Genomic DNA, 17,060 nt, shown 5'->3' on the forward strand with positions numbered 1-17,060 from the left:
CCATCATGCTTTCGAACATGACCGCATTCACCGCTTTGTGCGCAGGCACGGAGGCCCACTCATGAACAATCCCACGCGCCAGTTTTCGCCGCGCGCCGCGCGGGCTTTCGTGCGGACCCTGATCGCCGCCACCGTCAGCACCGCCGCATTCGCGACGGCCGGCGTCGCGCACGCCGAGCCGCAAGGTTTCCTCGAAACCGTCAAGCACCACACCACGCTGATCAACACCGTGCCGGAAAACGGCGACCAGAACCCGTACGCGGTCGTGGTCGCGCCGGTCACGGCAGGCACCGTCAAGCAAGGCGACGTACTGGTCGGCAACTTCAACAACTCGACCAATCTGCAAGGCACCGGCAGCACGATCGTCAACTATCACCCGGACACGAAGCAGATGACGGTGTTCGCGACCGTGCCGCGCGATCTGAAGGAATGCCCGGGCGGCATCGGCCTCTCGACCGCGATGACGATGCTGAAGTCCGGCTACGTGATCGTCGGCAGCACACCGAGCAACGACGGCACCACCGGCACCAAGGGCGCCGGCTGTCTGATCGTGATCGACCCGCAAGGCAAGATCGCCTCGACCATCGTCAGCCCGAACATCAACGATCCGTGGGGCAACATGGCGGTCGTCGATCACGGCACCAGCGCGACGCTGTTCGTCAGTAACGCCGGCTTCGGCGTGGGCAGCGCGAACGGCAATCCGCCGGTGTTCAAGCAGGCCACCGTGCTGCGCCTGGACCTCGACGTGCCGGCCGGCAAGCCGCCGGTCGTGAAGAAGGAAACCGTGGTGGGCAGCGGCTTCGGGGCGCAGGCGGACAAAGGCGTATTCCTCGTCGGTCCGACCGGCCTCGCGCTGTCGGCCGATCAGAAACTGCTCTACGTGTCCGATGCGATCGGCAACCGCGTCACCGAAATCGACGAGCCGATGACGCGCGACTCCAGCGCTGGCGTCGGCCGCCAGTTGACCGCCGACGGCCTGCTGCATCGTCCGCTCGCGATGGTCACCGCGCCCAACGGCCACCTGCTGGTCACGAATGCGCTGAACGGCCAGGTCGTCGAAATCGATCCGGCCAGCGGCAAGCAGCTTTACGCCCGCTGGATCGACACAGACAAGGCGCAATCGCCGCCGGGCAACGGCGACCTGTTCGGCATCGCGATGACGCCGGAAGGCGACGGCTTTTACTACGTGCAGGACGACGTGAACACACTGGTGCTGGCGAAGTAAGCGACGCCTATACGTGACGCAAATACGTGACACAAATACGTGACACAAATACGCGACGCGGATAAGCAACGCAAATAGGCAACACAAGTAAGCAACGCCAACCCGGCAATACCCAAGGCCAAATGAAGGCGAAGTAACCATGGCAAACGATCATCCGTCGCGCCCCACAAGGCGCGGCTTTCTCAAGGCGGGCGGCGCGGCGGTAGCGGCCGGCGCGAGCCTCGGCGCGGGTCTGGGCACACCCCAGGCCGCGCTCGGCAAGACGCCCGCGCACAATGCCGATCCGCACATGGCGGTCGAGCCGTTTTATGGCGCGCATCAAGGCGGCATCGTCACGCCGCAGCAGAGTCACACCTACGTTGCCGCACTCGATCTGACGACCGACAAGCGCGACGACGTGATCGCGCTGCTGCGCGCGTGGACCGAGGCCGCCGCGCGCCTGACGCAAGGCAGCACCGCCGCGCTGCTGCCGCCGGGCGACGACAAACCCGCACCCGATTCCGGCGATGTGCTCGGTCTCGGCCCATGCGGTCTGACGATCACGTTCGGCTTCGGCCCCGGCCTCTTCACGCACGAGGGCAAGGACCGCTACGGCCTCGCCGTGCGCCGCCCTGCCGCGCTCGTCGATCTGCCGCGCTTCAACGGCGACCAGCTGATCGCCGAGAAAACCGGCGGCGATCTGTTCATCCAGGCCTGCGCGAACGATCAGCAAGTGGCTTTCCATGCCGTCCGGCAACTCGCGCGCCTCGGCTACGGCGTCGCGACGATGCGCTGGGGCCAGTCCGGCTTCCTGTCCGGTCCGCGCGGTCAAACGCCGCGCAACCTGATGGGCTTCAAGGACGGCACCAACAATCCGTCGACCGCCAAGCCGCAGTTGATGAACGAGTTCGTCTGGGCCGGCGCCGCCGACGCACCGTGGATGGAGGGCGGCACCTATACGGTGGTGCGCCGGATCCGCATCACGCTCGAACACTGGGACAACACCGAGCTGGGTTTCCAGGAACAGGTGTTCGGCCGCCACAAGTACAGCGGCGCGCCGATCGGCAAGAAGAACGAGACCGATCCCGTGGATCTCAAGGAAGTGGACAAGGACGGCAATCCGGTGATTCCGGAAAACTCGCACGTGCGTCTGTCGAATCAGGCGAGCAACAACGGCGCGCAGATTCTGCGCCGCTCGTACTCGTACAACGAAGGCACGAACTTCTACATCGAGCGCTGGCCGCCATGGCGCCAGGAAACCGAGTACGACGCGGGTCTTATCTTCGTCGCTCACCAGAGCGACCCGCGCACCGGCTTCATTCCGATCAACGACAAGCTCGCGAAATTCGACATGATGAACCAGTTCACGACGCACGTCGGCAGCGCGGTTTTCGCCGTGCCGCCGGGCGCGAAGCCGGGTTCGTATATCGGCGCGGGGCTGTTCGAGACGTAATGCAAGCCGCGCAGCAAGCAAAACACCGATCAACTGCAACATCATCAACGGACTTTAGGATCATGGCTCATTCCTGCATGGCTCACTCCTGGTTTGGCACCCGCCTGCGCCTCCTCAGCAGCGCCGCCGCGCTCACGCTGGCCGCGCTCGGCACCGCACCGACGGCGGCTCACGCCGCGTCGATCACGCTGTACAACGCGCAGCACGAGCAGGTGGTCAATCAGCTCGCCAAGGACTTCGAAAAACAGTCGGGCATTTCGGTGAAGATCCGCAACGGCGAAGGCCCGGCGATGGCCGCGCAGCTCGTCGCGGAAGGCGCAGCCACGCCCGCCGACGTGTACTTCACGGAAAACTCGCCCGAGCTGACGCTGCTCGAAGAGAAAGGTCTCCTGAACAAGGTGGACGGCTCGACCCTCGCCACGGTGCCGGCGCGTTTCAACTCGCCGACCGGCGTGTGGGTCGGCGTGACCGCGCGTGAAAGCGTGCTGGCCTACAACACGACCAGGCTGCAGGCATCGCAGCTGCCGCAATCGCTGTTCGACCTGGCCAAGCCGGAATGGAAAGGCAAGGTCGGCATTGCCCCGAGCGACGCCGACTTCCTGCCGCTCGTGAGCGCCGTGCTCGCGTCGAAAGGCGAAGCGCAAACCGTGCAATGGCTGAAGGGCCTGAAAGCCAACGCGCAGATTTTCGACGACGAAGAAGGCGTGGTCGCCGCCGTCAATCGCGGCGGCGTGGCCACCGGCGTGATCAACAACTACTACTGGGACCGCCTGCACGCGGAACTCGGCGACGCGAAGACCCGCAGCGCGATCCATCACTTCGGCAAAGGCGACATCGGCGCACTGGTGAACGTATCGGGCGCAGCGGTGCTGAAGTCCGCTCACAACGCGGACGGCGCGCAGAAATTCCTCGCGTATCTGGTCAGCGAACGCGCACAGCAGTTGATGGCGAACAGCCATGTCATGTTCGAATATCCGCTGCACGCCGGCGTGGCACCGGACCCGATCCTCAAACCGTTCGCCGAGCTGAACCCGCCATCGCTGACGATCCAGCAACTCGGCGACGACAGCCAGGCCGGCAAGCTGCTGCGTCAGGCAGGTTTGCTGTAAATGAGCGATGCCGTGTCAGCCGCTCCACCGGCTGTGCCCCCCGCCCCGGGGCGCGCCCGTTCGCGCGCGCCGCGCGGTCTGTTCGCGGCAGCAGCACTCAGCGCTTTGCTGGTGTTGCTGCCGATTGCGTTTACCTTCTGGCGGGCGGCGAGCTTCGGCATCGGCGAAGCGGTCGAACTGATATTCCGGCCCCTGGTGGGTGAACTGCTGGTCAACACGCTGCTGATCGCCGTATCGACCACACTGGCGTCGGCGGTGATCGGCACGGCGGCCGCATGGTTCGTCGAACGCACGCATTTGCCCGGGCGCCGCGTGTGGGCCGTGCTCAGCGCCGCGCCGCTGGCGATGCCGGCTTTCATCTCGAGCTATGCGTGGGTGTCGTTGAGTCTCGATTTGCAGGACTTCGCGGGCGCGTTGCTGGTGCTGACGTCCGCCTATTTCCCCCTCGTCTATCTGCCGGTGGCCGCCGCGTTGCGCGGCATGGACCCGGCGCTCGAAGAAAGCGCGCGCGCCCTCGGCTGCAACCGCTGGGCCACGTTCGTCCGCGTGGTGCTGCCGCAATTGCGCCCGGCGCTGCTCGGCGGCATGTTGCTGGTCGCGCTCGGCGTGCTGTCCGAATTCGGCGCGTTCACGCTGCTGCGTTTTCGCACCTTCACGACGCAAATCTACGCGGACTACCGCACCAGTTTCGACGGCGGCGGCGCCTCGCTGCTCGCCTGTCTGCTGATCGTGATCTGCCTCGTCGTGCTGGCGTTCGAGTTCCGCGTACGCGGCGCGGCGCGCTATGAACGCGTCGACCGCGGCACGCGGCGCGCGGTGTTGCGCTACGACCTCGGCGCATGGCGCTGGGTCGTAGCGGCCGGTTTCGCCGCGCTGGCGATCGCGACGCTCGGCGTACCGCTCGGCATGATCGGCTATTGGCTCACGCAGCCGGGCGCTGCCGCCGTCACGCCGGCTGACGTGTCGCCCGAACTGCTGTTCAACGCGACGATTTCGTCGCTCGGTTTCGGCCTCGCCGCCGCCGCGCTCACCACGCTGCTGGTCGTGCCGCTCGCGTTCCTGCTGGTGCGCTATCCGACGCGTTTCGCGATGCTGTTCGAGCGCACGGTATTTCTTGCGCAAGGCATTCCGGGTCTGGTGATCGCACTGGCGATCGTGTCGCTCGCGGTGCACGCGCTGCAACCGCTTTATCAGAGCGCGACGCTGCTGGTGATCGCGTATGCAATGCTGTTTATGCCGGTCGCGCTGGTGAGCGTGCGCGCCGCCTTCATGCAGGCGCAACCTCGCCTTGAAGAGACGGCTCGCGCGCTCGGCCTCAGCTGGTCGCAGACCGTGTTCCGCGTGCTGTTGCCGCTTGCCGGCCCGGGACTCGGCGCGGCGGCGGCGATGGTGTTCATCTCGGTCGTCACCGAACTCAACGCGACGCTGCTGCTGTCGCCCCTCGACACCCAAACGCTCGCGACGCAAGTCTGGGCCGACACATCGACGATGGCGTTCGCCGCCGCCGCGCCGTATGCTGCGCTTCTGACCGGCATTTCGCTGTTCGCCTCCGGCCTGCTGTTCGCGCTGCTCGGCAAATCGGCGCTGCTCGGCGAGCGCGGTTGACGGCAACGCTGAGGCCGCGCGTTTTATTCATCGGATTTTCATGAGCGAACTTCATATCCGCGGACTGCAAAAATCTTTCGACGGCCACCCGGTGCTGCACGGCATCGATCTGTCCGTCGAACGCGGCACGCTGCTCGCGCTGCTTGGGCCGTCCGGCAGCGGCAAAACCACCTTGCTGCGCGTGTTGTGCGGCTTCGAACACGCGGACGGCGGCAGCGTCGAAATCGACGGCCGCCGCGTGGCCGGCAAGAACCTGCATGTGCCGTCCGAACAGCGCCGCATCGGCTATGTGCCTCAGGAAGGCGCGCTGTTTCCGCATCTTTCCGTGGCGGACAACATCGTGTTCGGCCTGCCGCGTGCGCAACGCCGCGCGCGTCATCGCGTGGCCGAATTGCTCGAACTGGTGGGCTTGCCGGCGAACTTCGGCGAACGCGCGCCGCAGCAACTGTCCGGCGGCCAGCAGCAGCGAGTCGCGCTGGCCCGGGCGCTGGCGCCGTCGCCCACCCTGGTGATGCTCGACGAGCCGTTCTCGTCGCTCGACGCGGCCTTGCGGCTCGAGACGCGGCAAGCGGTGGCGAGCGCGCTGGCCGCGACCGGCGCGACGGCCGTGCTGGTCACGCACGATCAATCGGAAGCGTTGTCGCTCGGCCATGAAGTCGCCGTGCTGTGGCAAGGCAAGCTGATCCAGAAGGCGACGCCGGAGACGTTGTACCGGCGGCCGGTGACGCGCGAACTGGCGTCGTTTGTCGGGGAAGCGGTGCTGCTGCCGGGTGTGGTCGAACAGGATCGCGTGACGTGCGAACTGGGCGATTTGCCGTTGTGCGCGCCGCTGGGCAATGGCGCCGTCGACGTGATGGTGCGGCCCGAGCAGATCCGTCTGCTGCGCGCGGACGAAACGATCGCGAATGGGACGGCAGCGCATGACGCCGTCGTGCAGGACGTAGTCTTCCAGGGGCAGGACGCGGGTGTCGCGCTGCAATTGCAGTCGGCCGCGCGGACCGTGGTGCGGGCTCGCGTGCCGGGCTATCTGACGCCGCGGCCGGGCGAGCATGTCAGGCTCGCCGTCGATGGCGATGTGACGGCCTATCCTCGCGATTAGCAGACGCCGTTACGCGGACGCCGCCGCACCCTGAGTGCGCGTCTGCGGACGCAGCGACAAGTCCTGCACCATCTGCGCGGCCAGATAGTCGCACGTGGGCCGGTCCGATTTGGCGCTGCGCGCCACCACGATTTCCAGCGGCGCGATTTTCGGCAAACCTTGCGCTTCGCCGAGAATCGCCAGCCGCGACGGCACGCTGCAACGCGTCAGCGCAATCACCGACAATCCTGCATCCACCGTCGCCACGAGACCCATCAGGCTTGCGCTGCTGAACGCGGCCCGATAACGGATCCGCGCGCCGTCCAGTGCGGCCAGCGTATGCTGGCGCGCGACGCAACCCGGCTCGTAGAGTCCCACCGGCAACGGCGACGCCGCCAGCACCGGCGTATCCACAGAAGCCCCCACCCACACCATCGGCTCGCTGCGCACGAATTCGCCGCGCAACTTGCGGTCGCGCGTGGCGAAGGCGAGATCGATCTTGTTATCGGCCAGCATCGGCGCAAGCGACGTGCTCTGCGCGCAGACGATCTCGATCTCCACGTGCGGATACAGATTCGAAAAGCGCCGCAATACCGGCGACAGCAACGACGATACGTAGTCGTCCGGTGCGCCGAGCACCACCCGCCCGGTCACTTCGGGCCGCACGATCGCCGACCACGCTTCCTCATGCAAAGCCAGCACTTGCCGCGCGTACACGAGCAGCGTATTGCCGGGCCGCGTAAGCGAGAGATTGCGCGTGTTGCGGGCGAACAGCGTGGTGCCGAGCATGGTTTCGAGCCGCTTGATCTGCATGCTGACCGCCGCCTGCGAGCGGTGAACGGTGACTGACGCCTTCGTGAAGCTGCCCGCCTCCACCACCGCGACGAAGGTGCGCAGCAAATCGACGTCGAATTCGGGGTGCATGATTTATCAATCCGGCTTATGGAATTTCTCAATTTAATTCGTTTGCCGGTGCCATGCAAGCCACGCAATACTTGGGACTCACTGTCACGGAGCCGCTTCGCATGTCCCTCACCCAACGTCAACAAGGCGCCATCACGCTGGCCGGTGGCGGGCTGTTGATGGGCACGCTCGGCGTGTTCGTCGAGGAAGCGCGGCTCGACGCGCTCTCTCTGGTGTTCTTTCGCTGCCTGTTCGGTTTTCTTGCGCTCGCGGCCTATTGCGCATGGAAGGGTTTTTTCACGCGCCAGCACTTCACGCGGCGCACCGTCGTGCTGGCGCTGATCTCAGGCCTGTTGATGGTCACGCAGTGGGTCGGTTTCTTCGATGCGATTCATCGCACCAGCATCGCCGTCGCGACCGTGGTGTTTCATGTGCAGCCTTTCTGGGTCGTGCTGATCGGCGCTGCGCTCTTCAACGAACGGCTCGGCATGGACCGGCTCGGCTGGATCGCGACTGCGTTCGTCGGGCTCGTGCTCGCGTCGGGCGTCGCGGCCACCGGCAATCTGCAGGGCCACGCGAGCTATCTGATCGGCATCGGCGAAGCGTTGGCGGGCTCGGTGCTGTACGCGAGCGTCACGCTGATCGCCAAAGGGCTCGGCAATTTGCGGCCGCACTTGCTGACGCTCGCGCAATGCTTCGTGGGCGTGGTGTGCCTGCCGTTCATCGCACCGCTCGGCGCCGTGCATATCGGGCCGATGCAGTGGTTCTGGCTGGTCGGCATGGGCGTGTTGCACACAGGATTGTCGTATGTGCTGATCTACGGCGCGCTACCCAAGCTGACGACGCCCGTCATCGCCGTGTTGCTGTTCGTCTATCCGTTGACGGCGATCGTTGTCGATGCGGTTGTGTACGGACGGGCGCTGTCGCTGCCGCAACTCGCGGGCATGGCGCTGATCGTGGTCGCGAGTCTGGGTGTCAATCTCGGCTGGCCGCTGCTTTCGATGTGGCGGCTTGGTGGACGGGCGCGGCGTCACGCCGATTGAGGTTCAGCCACCCGGCCAAACGGTCAACCGGCCAACCTCACTGCGGCAACGCCTCCCCCATCGTCTCCGGCGCAAACGGAATCACCAACAGGCCGACGACAAACGCCAACGCCGTCAACGCCACCGGCACGCCGAGCGTATGCATATGCAGCACGGCCGCGCCGAGCAAAAAGTTGACGCCCGCGCCGACAAACCGTCCGAACGATGTACAGAACGCGAACGCCGTCGCCCGCACGCGGGTCTCGAACTGCTCCGGCAGCCACAAGCTGAACAGCGCGAAATTACCGCCGAAAAAGCCGAGTACGACGAGCCACGCGATAAACGGCGCGAGTCCATTGGGCAGATAGAACGCCCAGCCGAAACTGCCGACGATCGACACCGCCATCCCCGTGAAGTAAATCGCCAGCGTCTTCTTGCGGCCGAAGCGTTCGGCGAGCAACGGCAAGGTGAGACAGCCGAGAATCGTCGCGATCGACAGCAAGCCGGTGGCAAGCGACGCCGTTCTCATCGCATCGTTCCTGGCCATGCCGGCGCGCGTCGCTAGCTGAATCACCGCGGACGGTTCGTACACCGCGCCCGCCCACAAGCCGATAATCGCGATCGTCAGCAGAATGCACGCAACCCACGTGCGGCGCCGATACGCCGGCCCGAGAATCTCGTGCAGCGGTTTGGCGCGCCCGGCGCGCGCTTCGGCCTCCTGCCACTTCTCCGACTCTTTCACGCGCAGCAGGATCAGAATCGCGACCACCACCGGCACCGCGCCGGTCAGGAACATCGCGCGCCAGCCGTAATGCACGCCGATCGTGTAATTGAGCGCGGCGGCCAGAAAAAAGCCCGCGTAGTAGCCCGTTTGCAGATAGCCTGCCCCCATCTTGCGGCGATCTTCCGGCCACGACTCAGCCACATAAGTGCCCGCCAACGCCCACTCGCCGCCAATGCCGACGCCGGCAATGAAGCGGTAGATGCCGAGCTCCCACACGTTGTGCGACGTCGCCGCAAGCCCCGTAAAAATGGCGAACGTGAAGATCGTGCCGGCCAGCACCCTGGTGCGCCCAAAGCGGTCGGCGAGCGGGCCCCAGATGAACGACAACCCCCACCCGACCAGAAACAGCGCGAACAGAATCGAACCGGCAAGGCCGACGTTCGCAGGCGTCGCCGCATAGCCGGAGCGCGGCAGCAGTTCGGTCAAGGCCGGCGTCAGAACGAGCGCGTAGATGAACGAATCCATCCCGTCGAGCGTCCAGCCGGCCCATGCTCCCCAAAAACCTACAATTTGCGAACGATTGAGCGGCGTGCGACGCCGTGCAACCGGCGTGCGGTCGGTCAGTGAATTCATCATGCTCCTCCGGCCCTACAAGTTGGCGTACGTTACGTATTGGAAACGACGGGATGGCGCGCTTGTGATGGAGTTGAATTGCCCCGTTGCAACCATGGCGAGGGACATCGCCGGCGACCGCCCGATGGAAAACATTCCGGGTTTGCCCGCCTGCAAAACGCGTCTTTTTATATATAATATTTAATCTTATGAGCGACGCAACAGATGGTTTTCCCCTGGACGCCCCGGCGCGCACGCCGCTTCTACCCGCGGCGGCGCCGCGCGAAAGCACGTCCCGCGTCATTGCGGAGGCGCTGCGCGCGGCGATTGTCGACGGCACGCTGGCGCCTGGCGCGCCGCTGCGGCAAGACGCCATTGCGCGGCATTTCTCCGTCAGCGCCATTCCTGTACGCGAAGCGCTGCGCCAGCTGGAAAGCGAAGGCTGGGCGAAGGCGGCCGTGCATAAAGGCGCCACTGTCGCGCCGTTGTCGGCGGATGAAGCACGCGAGATCTACGAGATCCGGTCCGCACTGGAGAGCCTCGCCATCGGTCTCGCGATTCCGAATCACACTGCCGCCACGCTGAGCGCATCCGTCGACCTGTGCCGCGCGGCCGAACGTGAAGCCGATCCGTCGCGGTACGTCGCGCGCAATGCCGCGTTTCACATGAGCCTGTACGCGCCCGCTGCCCGTCCGCAACTCGAGGACATGATCGGCGCCTTGCATCGGCGCGGTGAACGGTATCTGCGGCTGAAGTTCGGGCTGCCGTCGTACAAGGGCGAATCCGACGAAGAACACGCCGCCTTGCTCGATGCGGTACGGCGTCGCGATGTTCCCGCTGCGCAAGCGCTGGTCGTCGCGCATCTGCTCGGCACCGGCGACCTGCTCTACCGCTTTCTGACCGAACGCGCGCAGGCGGAAGTCGCGCTAGCGAATCAACCCAAGCCGCGCGGCAGACGCACGCGCACCACCACCGGGAGCTGAATCCGCCGATGAACCGACCCGCCGAAGCGTCACCCCCAACCCGTTCATGGACCACCCGCCGCGACGAGAAGAACCGCCGCCTCGCCGCCATTGCACCGTGGCTGGAAGACGGCGTACTGCCGACCCACCGTATCGTCGACGCACTCGAAACGCTGATTCGCCCCGGCGACCGCGTCGCGCTCGAAGGCGACAACCAGAAGCAGGCCGACTTCCTGTCGCGCTCGCTCGCCAAAGTGGATGCCCGGAAGATTCACGACGTGCATCTGCTGATTTCGAGCATCAGCCGTCCTGAACATCTGACGCTGTTCGAGCGCGGCATCGCGCGCAAGGTCGATTTCTCTTTTGCGGGTCCGCAGAGCCTGCGGGTCGCGCAACTGCTCGAAGACGGGCAGCTGGAAATCGGCGCGATCTACACGTACGTCGAGCTGTACGCCCGGATGTTCGTCGACTTGACGCCGCACGTCGCGCTGCTGTGCGCGGACAAGGCCGACCGTCACGGCAATCTGTACACCGGCCCGAATACCGAGGACACGCCCACCATCGCCGAAGCCGCCGCGTTCCGGCACGGCATCGTGATCGTGCAGGTCAACGAAATCGTCGATGAACTGCCGCGCGTCGACATTCCGGGTTCGTGGGTCGACGTGGTCGTGCAGGCGGATCGGCCGTTTGCCGTCGAACCGCTGTTCACACGCGATCCGCGGCACATCGGCGACTTGCAGGTGCTCACCGCGATGATGGTGATTCGCGGCATCTATGAACCGTACGGCGTGACGTCGCTGAATCACGGCATCGGCTTCGACACCGCGGCGATCGAATTGCTGCTGCCGACTTACGGCGAATCGCTCGGCCTGAAAGGCAAGATCTGCCGAAACTGGACCCTCAACCCGCATCCCACGATGATCCCCGCGATCGAATCGGGCTGGGTCGACAGCGTGCATTGCTTCGGCAGCGAAGTCGGCATGGAGGCGTATATCGAAGCGCGGCCGGACGTATTCTTCACCGGCAGCGACGGCAGCCTGCGTTCGAACCGCGTGCTGTGCCAGCTGGCCGGGCAATACGGCGTCGATCTGTTTATCGGCTCGACGCTGCAGATCGACGCGGACGCGAATTCATCGACGGTGACACGCGGGCGTCTCGCGGGTTTCGGCGGCGCGCCCAACATGGGTCACGATCCGCACGGCCGGCGTCATTCGAGCGAAGCATGGCTCAAGCTGTTGAAGGATCAGGGGCCGGTCTCGCGCGGACAGAAGCTGGTCGTGCAAATGGCCGAAACGTACAAGAAAGGCGGCGAGCCGACTTTCGTCGATGAACTCGACGCGGTCGCGGTCGGCGCGCAAAGCGGCATGCCGGTCGCCCCGGTGATGATCTACGGCGACGATGTGAGCCACGTGGTCACCGAGGAAGGCATCGCATATTTGCACAAGGCCGAAGGTCTCGACGAACGGCGCGCGGCGCTGGCGGCGGTGGCGGGCGTGACGCCGATCGGCCTGCGTGCGAAGCCGGAGAAGACGGCCGAGTTGCGCCGTCGCGGCATCGTTGCGTATCCGGAAGATCTCGGCATTCGTCGCGGCGAAGCGAAGCGTTCGTTGCTGGCCGCCCGCAGCATCGACGATCTGGTGGCGTGGTCGGGCGGGCTTTACGCGCCGCCTGCGCGCTTCAGGAGTTGGTGACGATGGCGCCCGCTGCTTTGCTCGAGCGCGCGCAGGCATCGTCCGGGCTTGCCACGTGCGCTGATTGGCCGGCAAGGGCTGAGCCGCGCATCGAGCCGCCACACGAGAGCGCTTCCGACGATGCCGGGCTTGCCCGGCTCGCCGTGACCGCGCTGATCGAAGAGGCGCAGCTCACGCCGAAACCCGCGCTCGTCGACCGGCGCGGCAGCGGCGCGCATCGCGACCTCGATCTGGCCATCATGCTGCGTTCCGCCGGTTCGCTCGAGCCGACCTTCGCGGCGCTCGCGCGCGCATCGCGGCGGCGCGAGCCGTCCGCAATTTTGCGCGCCGAACTCGCGCAGATCGGGCGCGCCGGCGAGCAGGACATGCTGCGCGCCACCGGCGGCAGCAATGCGCATCGCGGCGCGATCTGGATCGTCGGCTTGCTGGTGGCGGGCGCGTGTGGATCGGGCGGAGCGGCCGACGCGGGCGGCCCAGCAGCTTTAACGGCGGCGCGCATCTGCAAACGCGCCGCGCAGATCGCCTGTTTCCCCGATCGTTTCGCCGCGCCCGCCGAGAGCCACGGTGAACGCGTGCGTCAGCGCTACCAGGTCGGCGGCGCGCGCCGCGAGGCGCAAGACGGTTTTCCGCACGTCGTCGACGTCGGCCTGTGCGCGTTGTGGGCGGCACGCGCGCGCGGCATCGGCGAAGACGCCGCGCGCGTCGACGCCCTGCTCTCGATCATGGCCTCGCTCGACGATACCTGTCTGCTGCATCGCGCAGGCCTGCCCGGCTTGCATGCCGGACAACGCGGCGCGCGCCGCGTCCTCGACGCGGGCGGCAGTTCGACCGCAACCGGCCGCGCCGCCTTCGCCGCGCTCGAACGCGAACTGCTTTCGCTCAATGCATCGCCCGGCGGCGCAGCCGATCTGCTCGCCGCCACCCTCTTTCTCGACATGCTGGCGCCTCGCGACGCCGGCGGGAGCCCAGTCTCATGGAACATCTGACCTTCGACTATCCGGCGCAACGCGCCGTCACGACCCGCGCGCATGTCGGCGTGGTCGGTTCGGGCGACCTTGAAGTGCTGCTGTCGCCGGCCGACAGCGCCGCGGCGTTGACCGCGCATGTGGTCGTGCGCACCAGCGTCGACGGCTACAGCCATATCTGGAAGAGCGTGCTCGACCGCTTCTTCACGCGCTACGACGGCGCCGCGCACATCGAAATCAACGACTTCGGCGCAACACCCGGCGTCGTGGCATTGCGGCTCGCGGAAGCGGTCGAAGCCGCCGAACAGGGAGACGACGCATGAGCACCGTTGCTACAGCGGCTGCAACGGGCGTCGCGCCGATGCTGCGCGACAGCTTCATCGAACAGCCGGCGCGCGAACGCGCCCGCACGCTGCTGGATGCGGGCAGCTTCCGCGAGTTGCTCGGTCCGTTCGACAGGATCGAGTCGCCGTGGCTGCCGCTGCAAGGCGTCGTTTGCCAGGCGGATGACGGCTGCGTGATCGCGCGCGGCACCATCGGCGGCGAACCGGCCGTGGTGGCCGCGATCGAGTCCGCGTTCCAGGGCGGCAGCATCGGCGAAGTGTCGGGCAGCAAGATTGCCGCCGCGCTCGAGATGGCTTTGCGCGATTGCGAGCGCGGCAAACCGGTACGGCCTGTCGTGCTGTTCGAAACCGGCGGCGTGCGGCTTCAGGAAGCCAATCTCGGCCTCGCGGTGATCGCCGAGATTCAGGCCGCAATCGTCGCGTTGCGCCGGCATGTGCCAGTGGTCGGCGTGATCGCGGGAATGGTCGGCTGCTTCGGCGGCATGTCGCTCGCCGCGGCGCTGTGCTCGTATCTGGTCGTGACCAGGCAAGGGCGGCTCGGCATGAACGGCCCTGAAGTGATCGAACAGGAAGCGGGCATCGAGGAACTCGATGCGAGCGATCGCCGCCACGTGTGGCAGTTGATCGGCGGCGAACAACGGGCAGCCACGGCGCTCGCGGACCAATTGGTCGACGACGACGCAGACGCGGTGCGCGCCGCGGTGCGTTCAGCATTCGCGCAGGGACTGCCGGCCGCGCATCGCAGCGAACAGGTCGACACGTTTCTGGAGCGTCTCGCGCAGATCGATCCGGCCAGCGTCACGCCGGAAACGATGCGTGCGGTGTACAACCCGCGCAACCCGGACACCGCGTGCAAGGAGCAGGCATGAGCGACACCCCCCTCAGCCGCGGCGCGCGCTGGTTCCGCGCGCTGGCAGGAGAGCCGTCCGGCAAGGCGCCGGTATTGAGCGGCGATGCGTCCCTCGGCGACGAGACCGCGCGTTTCATCGCGGTCGTCCCCGATCCCGGCAACCGCTTTCCGCGCGCGACCGATAACGTCGTCGGCCTCGAACAGGGCTGGCTGCTCGCGCGTGCAGTGCGCGACGCCATCGCGCAGGACGAAACACGCGGCACGCGCCGCCCGATCGTTGCGATCGTCGACGTGAAGAGCCAGGCGTACGGTTATCGCGAGGAGATGCTGGGCATTCACCTCGCCTGCGCCGCAGCCGTGGATGCCTATGCGTCGGCACGCGCCGCCGGGCATCCGGTGATCGCGCTGATCGTCGGACCGGCCATGTCGGGCGCGTTCCTCGCGCACGGCTATCAGGCCAACCGGATCGTCGCGCTCGACGCGCCCGGCACCATGGTTCACGCAATGGGCAAGGAAGCGGCCGCGCGCGTCACGCGGCGCACAGTCGAAGCGCTCGACGCGCTCGGCGAAACCATCGTGCCGATGTCGTACTCGATGGCCTCGTTCGCCAAACTGGGCCTGCTGGATCAACTGATCGAAGGCATCGACGCGGATGCACCGGATGCAGCGCAGATCGAACGCGTTCGCCAGGTGTTGACGGACTCGGTTCGCAGCGCGCGTGCAGGCAGCCGCGATCTGTCGCATCGGCTGGAATCGGCGGCGGCTAAACAGAACCGCGCGGCGTCGATCGAAGTGCGGCGGCGCCTCGCCGAACAATGGGACTCCGTGTGATGCGAGCGTGTGCGGCTCCGCCGTTTGCAACTGATCGCGTATTGGATCACGTGCTGGATCACGTGCTGGATCACGTGCTGGATCACGTGTTGGATCACGTGTTGGATCACGTGTTGGATCACGACAGGCGCTGGCGGCCGCATGATCTGCTGCGGCTGCGTCATTTGCAGCCGTTTGACGGCGAACCGGCGTGGGTGCGCGAAGCCTTCGAACGTGCGCCGTATGCAGTCGTGAGGCGCGCACCGGCTGCGGAAGGTTTCGTGGCGATCGGTCTGCGCGGTGCGGAGCGATCGCAGCGCTATGGCGCATGGGCGCACGAAAGCGATATCGAGACCGTGATCGCGCCGGAGTCCCTGGCGACATGCCGGCCTGCTTCCGAGCGCAGTACGTTGGCTGCTTTTGCTGCCCTCGCCACGTTGCAGCACGACATGTCCGGCGCGTTAGCCGACTTCATCTGGGGGCCGACCGGCAGCACCGGCTTCGAACTGGCGACGCAGGTGCCGACCGTCACTGCATCGAGCGATCTGGATCTGCTGATTCGTACGCCGGAAAGACTCTCGCACGACACCGCCGTTCAGATCCGAAACCAGTTGCAGGCGCACGCGCAACGCGCCGGCATTCGCGTGGATGTGCAACTCGAGACACCCGCCGGCGGCGTCGCGCTGGCCGAGTGGGCGGCGGGCAAGACACGCGTGATGGCGCGGCACGCACGAGGCCCGCAACTGATTGCCGATCCGTGGGCGCCTGCTCACGGCGATGCCTGATGCTTGCCCTTCTGTTTCCCGGCCAGGGCGCGCAGACCGGCGGTTTCCTGCATCGTCTGCCGCAACACCACGCAGTGCGCGAAACGCTCGACGAAGCGTCTCAGACGCTTGGCATCGATGTGCTGACGCTAGACACTCCAGACGCGCTTCGTTCGACCGTCGCCGTGCAGGTCGGCTTGACGGTGGCGGGTGTGGCCTTTGCGCGCGCGCTCGCGGACGAACAACTCACGCCGGAGATCGGCGCGGGCCTGTCGGTCGGCGCCTATGCCGCGGCGGTCAGTTGCGGCGCGGTTCGCTTCGACGACGCATTGAGGATGGTTCGTAAGCGCGCCGAATTGATGGAGATGGCGTATCCATCTGGCTATGGTCTCGCGGCCGTGTCGGGTTTGACCGAACATCGCATCGCAACACTCGCCGCGCAACATGCGGATGAAGACAAGCAGCGTGTGTATATCGGCAACGTCAATGCGCCGCGTCAGATCGTGATGGCTGGCGCGAACGGCGCGCTGGACACGTTTATCGAGCGCGCCCTGGCGGCAGGCGCGCGCAACGCAATCCGCCTTGACGTGAGCGTGCCGTCGCATTGCGAACTGCTCGCGCATGCCGCGGACGAACTGGTCGCCTACGCGCAGGATGTGCCCTTTCGCGCGCCGCGAAGCACCTATGTCGGCAATCGTGGCGGCCGGCCGTTGCACACCGCGGAGGCCGTCCGCGACGATCTCGCGACCAATATGCGCTACACCGTGCGCTGGTTCGACGCGCTCAGCGTGATGCTGGAAATGGACGCCCGCGTGCTGGTCGAAGCGCCGCCGGGCCAGGTGCTGACGGACATCGCGCGCGAGAACTTTCCGGACACAGCCGCGCTGGCCGCGAGCACATTCTCGTTCGACAATCTGGTCGCGACCGTGCGGCGGCGTCTCGCGTCCGGCGAGCAATAGCAGAA

16 protein-coding genes are annotated in these 17,060 nt (G+C 66.3%); 14 read left to right on the forward strand and 2 right to left on the reverse strand.

Annotation, left to right across the window (positions count from 1 at the left end):
* Positions 1 to 61 precede the first annotated feature (61 nt).
* The 5 genes from AC3WLT_RS14270 (at position 62) to AC3WLT_RS14290 (ending at position 6,470) form a co-directional block, all read left to right on the forward strand.
* Complete coding sequence (locus AC3WLT_RS14270; protein ID WP_492592359.1) at positions 62 to 1,225, forward strand: NHL repeat-containing protein; 1,164 nt, start codon at positions 62 to 64, stop codon at positions 1,223 to 1,225.
* 139 nt (positions 1,226 to 1,364) lie between these two features.
* Complete coding sequence (efeB, locus tag AC3WLT_RS14275) at positions 1,365 to 2,657, forward strand: iron uptake transporter deferrochelatase/peroxidase subunit (protein WP_492592360.1); 1,293 nt, start codon at positions 1,365 to 1,367, stop codon at positions 2,655 to 2,657.
* A gap of 77 nt (positions 2,658 to 2,734) precedes the next feature.
* Positions 2,735 to 3,766, forward strand: a complete 1,032-nt coding sequence (locus tag AC3WLT_RS14280) for an iron ABC transporter substrate-binding protein (protein WP_492592395.1) — start codon at positions 2,735 to 2,737, stop codon at positions 3,764 to 3,766.
* The gene (locus tag AC3WLT_RS14285; RefSeq protein ID WP_492592361.1) at positions 3,767 to 5,371 is read left to right on the forward strand and encodes an ABC transporter permease; all 1,605 of its coding nucleotides are present in this window, start codon (positions 3,767 to 3,769) and stop codon (positions 5,369 to 5,371) included.
* A gap of 40 nt (positions 5,372 to 5,411) precedes the next feature.
* Positions 5,412 to 6,470: an ABC transporter ATP-binding protein gene (locus tag AC3WLT_RS14290; protein ID WP_492592362.1), complete on the forward strand. Its 1,059-nt coding sequence runs from the start codon at positions 5,412 to 5,414 to the stop codon at positions 6,468 to 6,470.
* 9 nt (positions 6,471 to 6,479) lie between these two features.
* Here the strand turns inward: AC3WLT_RS14290 and AC3WLT_RS14295 are convergent, their stop codons facing one another.
* Entirely contained in the window at positions 6,480 to 7,373 is an 894-nt protein-coding gene (locus AC3WLT_RS14295; RefSeq protein WP_492592363.1) for a LysR substrate-binding domain-containing protein, read from the reverse strand.
* A gap of 101 nt (positions 7,374 to 7,474) precedes the next feature.
* Here AC3WLT_RS14295 and AC3WLT_RS14300 point away from each other — a divergent pair, with 101 nt between their 5' ends.
* Positions 7,475 to 8,395, forward strand: a complete 921-nt coding sequence (locus tag AC3WLT_RS14300) for a DMT family transporter (RefSeq protein WP_492592364.1) — start codon at positions 7,475 to 7,477, stop codon at positions 8,393 to 8,395.
* Between the two features lie 37 nt (positions 8,396 to 8,432).
* Here AC3WLT_RS14300 and AC3WLT_RS14305 read toward each other — a convergent pair whose 3' ends face one another.
* Complete coding sequence (locus AC3WLT_RS14305) at positions 8,433 to 9,731, reverse strand: MFS transporter (protein WP_492592365.1); 1,299 nt, start codon at positions 9,729 to 9,731, stop codon at positions 8,433 to 8,435.
* Between the two features lie 188 nt (positions 9,732 to 9,919).
* On the opposite strand from AC3WLT_RS14305, the gene AC3WLT_RS14310 reads away from it, so the two are divergent.
* Genes AC3WLT_RS14310 through mdcH form a run of 8 tightly spaced genes read left to right on the forward strand, consistent with a single transcriptional unit; the run spans position 9,920 to position 17,055 of the window.
* Positions 9,920 to 10,693 (forward strand): GntR family transcriptional regulator, encoded by a 774-nt coding sequence (locus tag AC3WLT_RS14310; protein ID WP_492592366.1) that lies wholly within the window; start codon positions 9,920 to 9,922, stop codon positions 10,691 to 10,693.
* An 8-nt stretch (positions 10,694 to 10,701) separates the two neighbouring features.
* Complete coding sequence (gene mdcA, locus AC3WLT_RS14315; RefSeq protein WP_492592367.1) at positions 10,702 to 12,363, forward strand: malonate decarboxylase subunit alpha; 1,662 nt, start codon at positions 10,702 to 10,704, stop codon at positions 12,361 to 12,363.
* A gap of 2 nt (positions 12,364 to 12,365) precedes the next feature.
* Positions 12,366 to 13,349 carry a triphosphoribosyl-dephospho-CoA synthase gene (locus AC3WLT_RS14320; protein WP_492592368.1) on the forward strand — a complete coding sequence of 328 codons (984 nt, stop codon included), beginning with the start codon at positions 12,366 to 12,368 and terminating at the stop codon, positions 13,347 to 13,349.
* Positions 13,337 to 13,651 carry a malonate decarboxylase subunit delta gene (locus tag AC3WLT_RS14325; RefSeq protein WP_492592369.1) on the forward strand — a complete coding sequence of 105 codons (315 nt, stop codon included), beginning with the start codon at positions 13,337 to 13,339 and terminating at the stop codon, positions 13,649 to 13,651. Before AC3WLT_RS14320 ends, AC3WLT_RS14325 begins: the two co-directional genes overlap by 13 nt.
* Entirely contained in the window at positions 13,648 to 14,541 is an 894-nt protein-coding gene (locus tag AC3WLT_RS14330; protein WP_492592370.1) for a biotin-independent malonate decarboxylase subunit beta, read from the forward strand. The genes AC3WLT_RS14325 and AC3WLT_RS14330 overlap by 4 nt, the downstream gene beginning before the upstream one ends.
* Complete coding sequence (mdcE, locus tag AC3WLT_RS14335; protein WP_492592371.1) at positions 14,538 to 15,353, forward strand: biotin-independent malonate decarboxylase subunit gamma; 816 nt, start codon at positions 14,538 to 14,540, stop codon at positions 15,351 to 15,353. Before AC3WLT_RS14330 ends, mdcE begins: the two co-directional genes overlap by 4 nt.
* Positions 15,353 to 16,117, forward strand: a complete 765-nt coding sequence (locus AC3WLT_RS14340) for a malonate decarboxylase holo-ACP synthase (protein ID WP_492592372.1) — start codon at positions 15,353 to 15,355, stop codon at positions 16,115 to 16,117. The genes mdcE and AC3WLT_RS14340 overlap by 1 nt, the downstream gene beginning before the upstream one ends.
* Positions 16,117 to 17,055 carry a malonate decarboxylase subunit epsilon gene (gene mdcH / locus AC3WLT_RS14345; RefSeq protein ID WP_492592373.1) on the forward strand — a complete coding sequence of 313 codons (939 nt, stop codon included), beginning with the start codon at positions 16,117 to 16,119 and terminating at the stop codon, positions 17,053 to 17,055. Before AC3WLT_RS14340 ends, mdcH begins: the two co-directional genes overlap by 1 nt.
* The last annotated feature ends 5 nt before the right edge of the window (positions 17,056 to 17,060 follow it).

It is taken from the genome of Paraburkholderia sp. FW306-2-2C-D06C, assembly GCF_058781505.1.

Coding starts and splice junctions, on each gene's coding strand:
- AC3WLT_RS14300 (WP_492592364.1), top strand. CDS start 7,475: ATGTCCCTCACCCAACGTCAACAAGGCGCCATCACGCTGGCCGGTGGC.
- mdcE (WP_492592371.1), top strand. CDS start 14,538: ATGAGCGACACCCCCCTCAGCCGCGGCGCGCGCTGGTTCCGCGCGCTG.
- AC3WLT_RS14320 (WP_492592368.1), top strand. CDS start 12,366: ATGGCGCCCGCTGCTTTGCTCGAGCGCGCGCAGGCATCGTCCGGGCTT.
- AC3WLT_RS14280 (WP_492592395.1), top strand. CDS start 2,735: ATGGCTCACTCCTGGTTTGGCACCCGCCTGCGCCTCCTCAGCAGCGCC.
- AC3WLT_RS14305 (WP_492592365.1), bottom strand. CDS start 9,731: ATGAATTCACTGACCGACCGCACGCCGGTTGCACGGCGTCGCACGCCG.
- mdcH (WP_492592373.1), top strand. CDS start 16,117: ATGCTTGCCCTTCTGTTTCCCGGCCAGGGCGCGCAGACCGGCGGTTTC.
- AC3WLT_RS14325 (WP_492592369.1), top strand. CDS start 13,337: ATGGAACATCTGACCTTCGACTATCCGGCGCAACGCGCCGTCACGACC.
- AC3WLT_RS14295 (WP_492592363.1), bottom strand. CDS start 7,373: ATGCACCCCGAATTCGACGTCGATTTGCTGCGCACCTTCGTCGCGGTG.
- AC3WLT_RS14270 (WP_492592359.1), top strand. CDS start 62: ATGAACAATCCCACGCGCCAGTTTTCGCCGCGCGCCGCGCGGGCTTTC.
- efeB (WP_492592360.1), top strand. CDS start 1,365: ATGGCAAACGATCATCCGTCGCGCCCCACAAGGCGCGGCTTTCTCAAG.
- AC3WLT_RS14285 (WP_492592361.1), top strand. CDS start 3,767: ATGAGCGATGCCGTGTCAGCCGCTCCACCGGCTGTGCCCCCCGCCCCG.
- AC3WLT_RS14330 (WP_492592370.1), top strand. CDS start 13,648: ATGAGCACCGTTGCTACAGCGGCTGCAACGGGCGTCGCGCCGATGCTG.
- mdcA (WP_492592367.1), top strand. CDS start 10,702: ATGAACCGACCCGCCGAAGCGTCACCCCCAACCCGTTCATGGACCACC.
- AC3WLT_RS14340 (WP_492592372.1), top strand. CDS start 15,353: ATGCGAGCGTGTGCGGCTCCGCCGTTTGCAACTGATCGCGTATTGGAT.
- AC3WLT_RS14290 (WP_492592362.1), top strand. CDS start 5,412: ATGAGCGAACTTCATATCCGCGGACTGCAAAAATCTTTCGACGGCCAC.
- AC3WLT_RS14310 (WP_492592366.1), top strand. CDS start 9,920: ATGAGCGACGCAACAGATGGTTTTCCCCTGGACGCCCCGGCGCGCACG.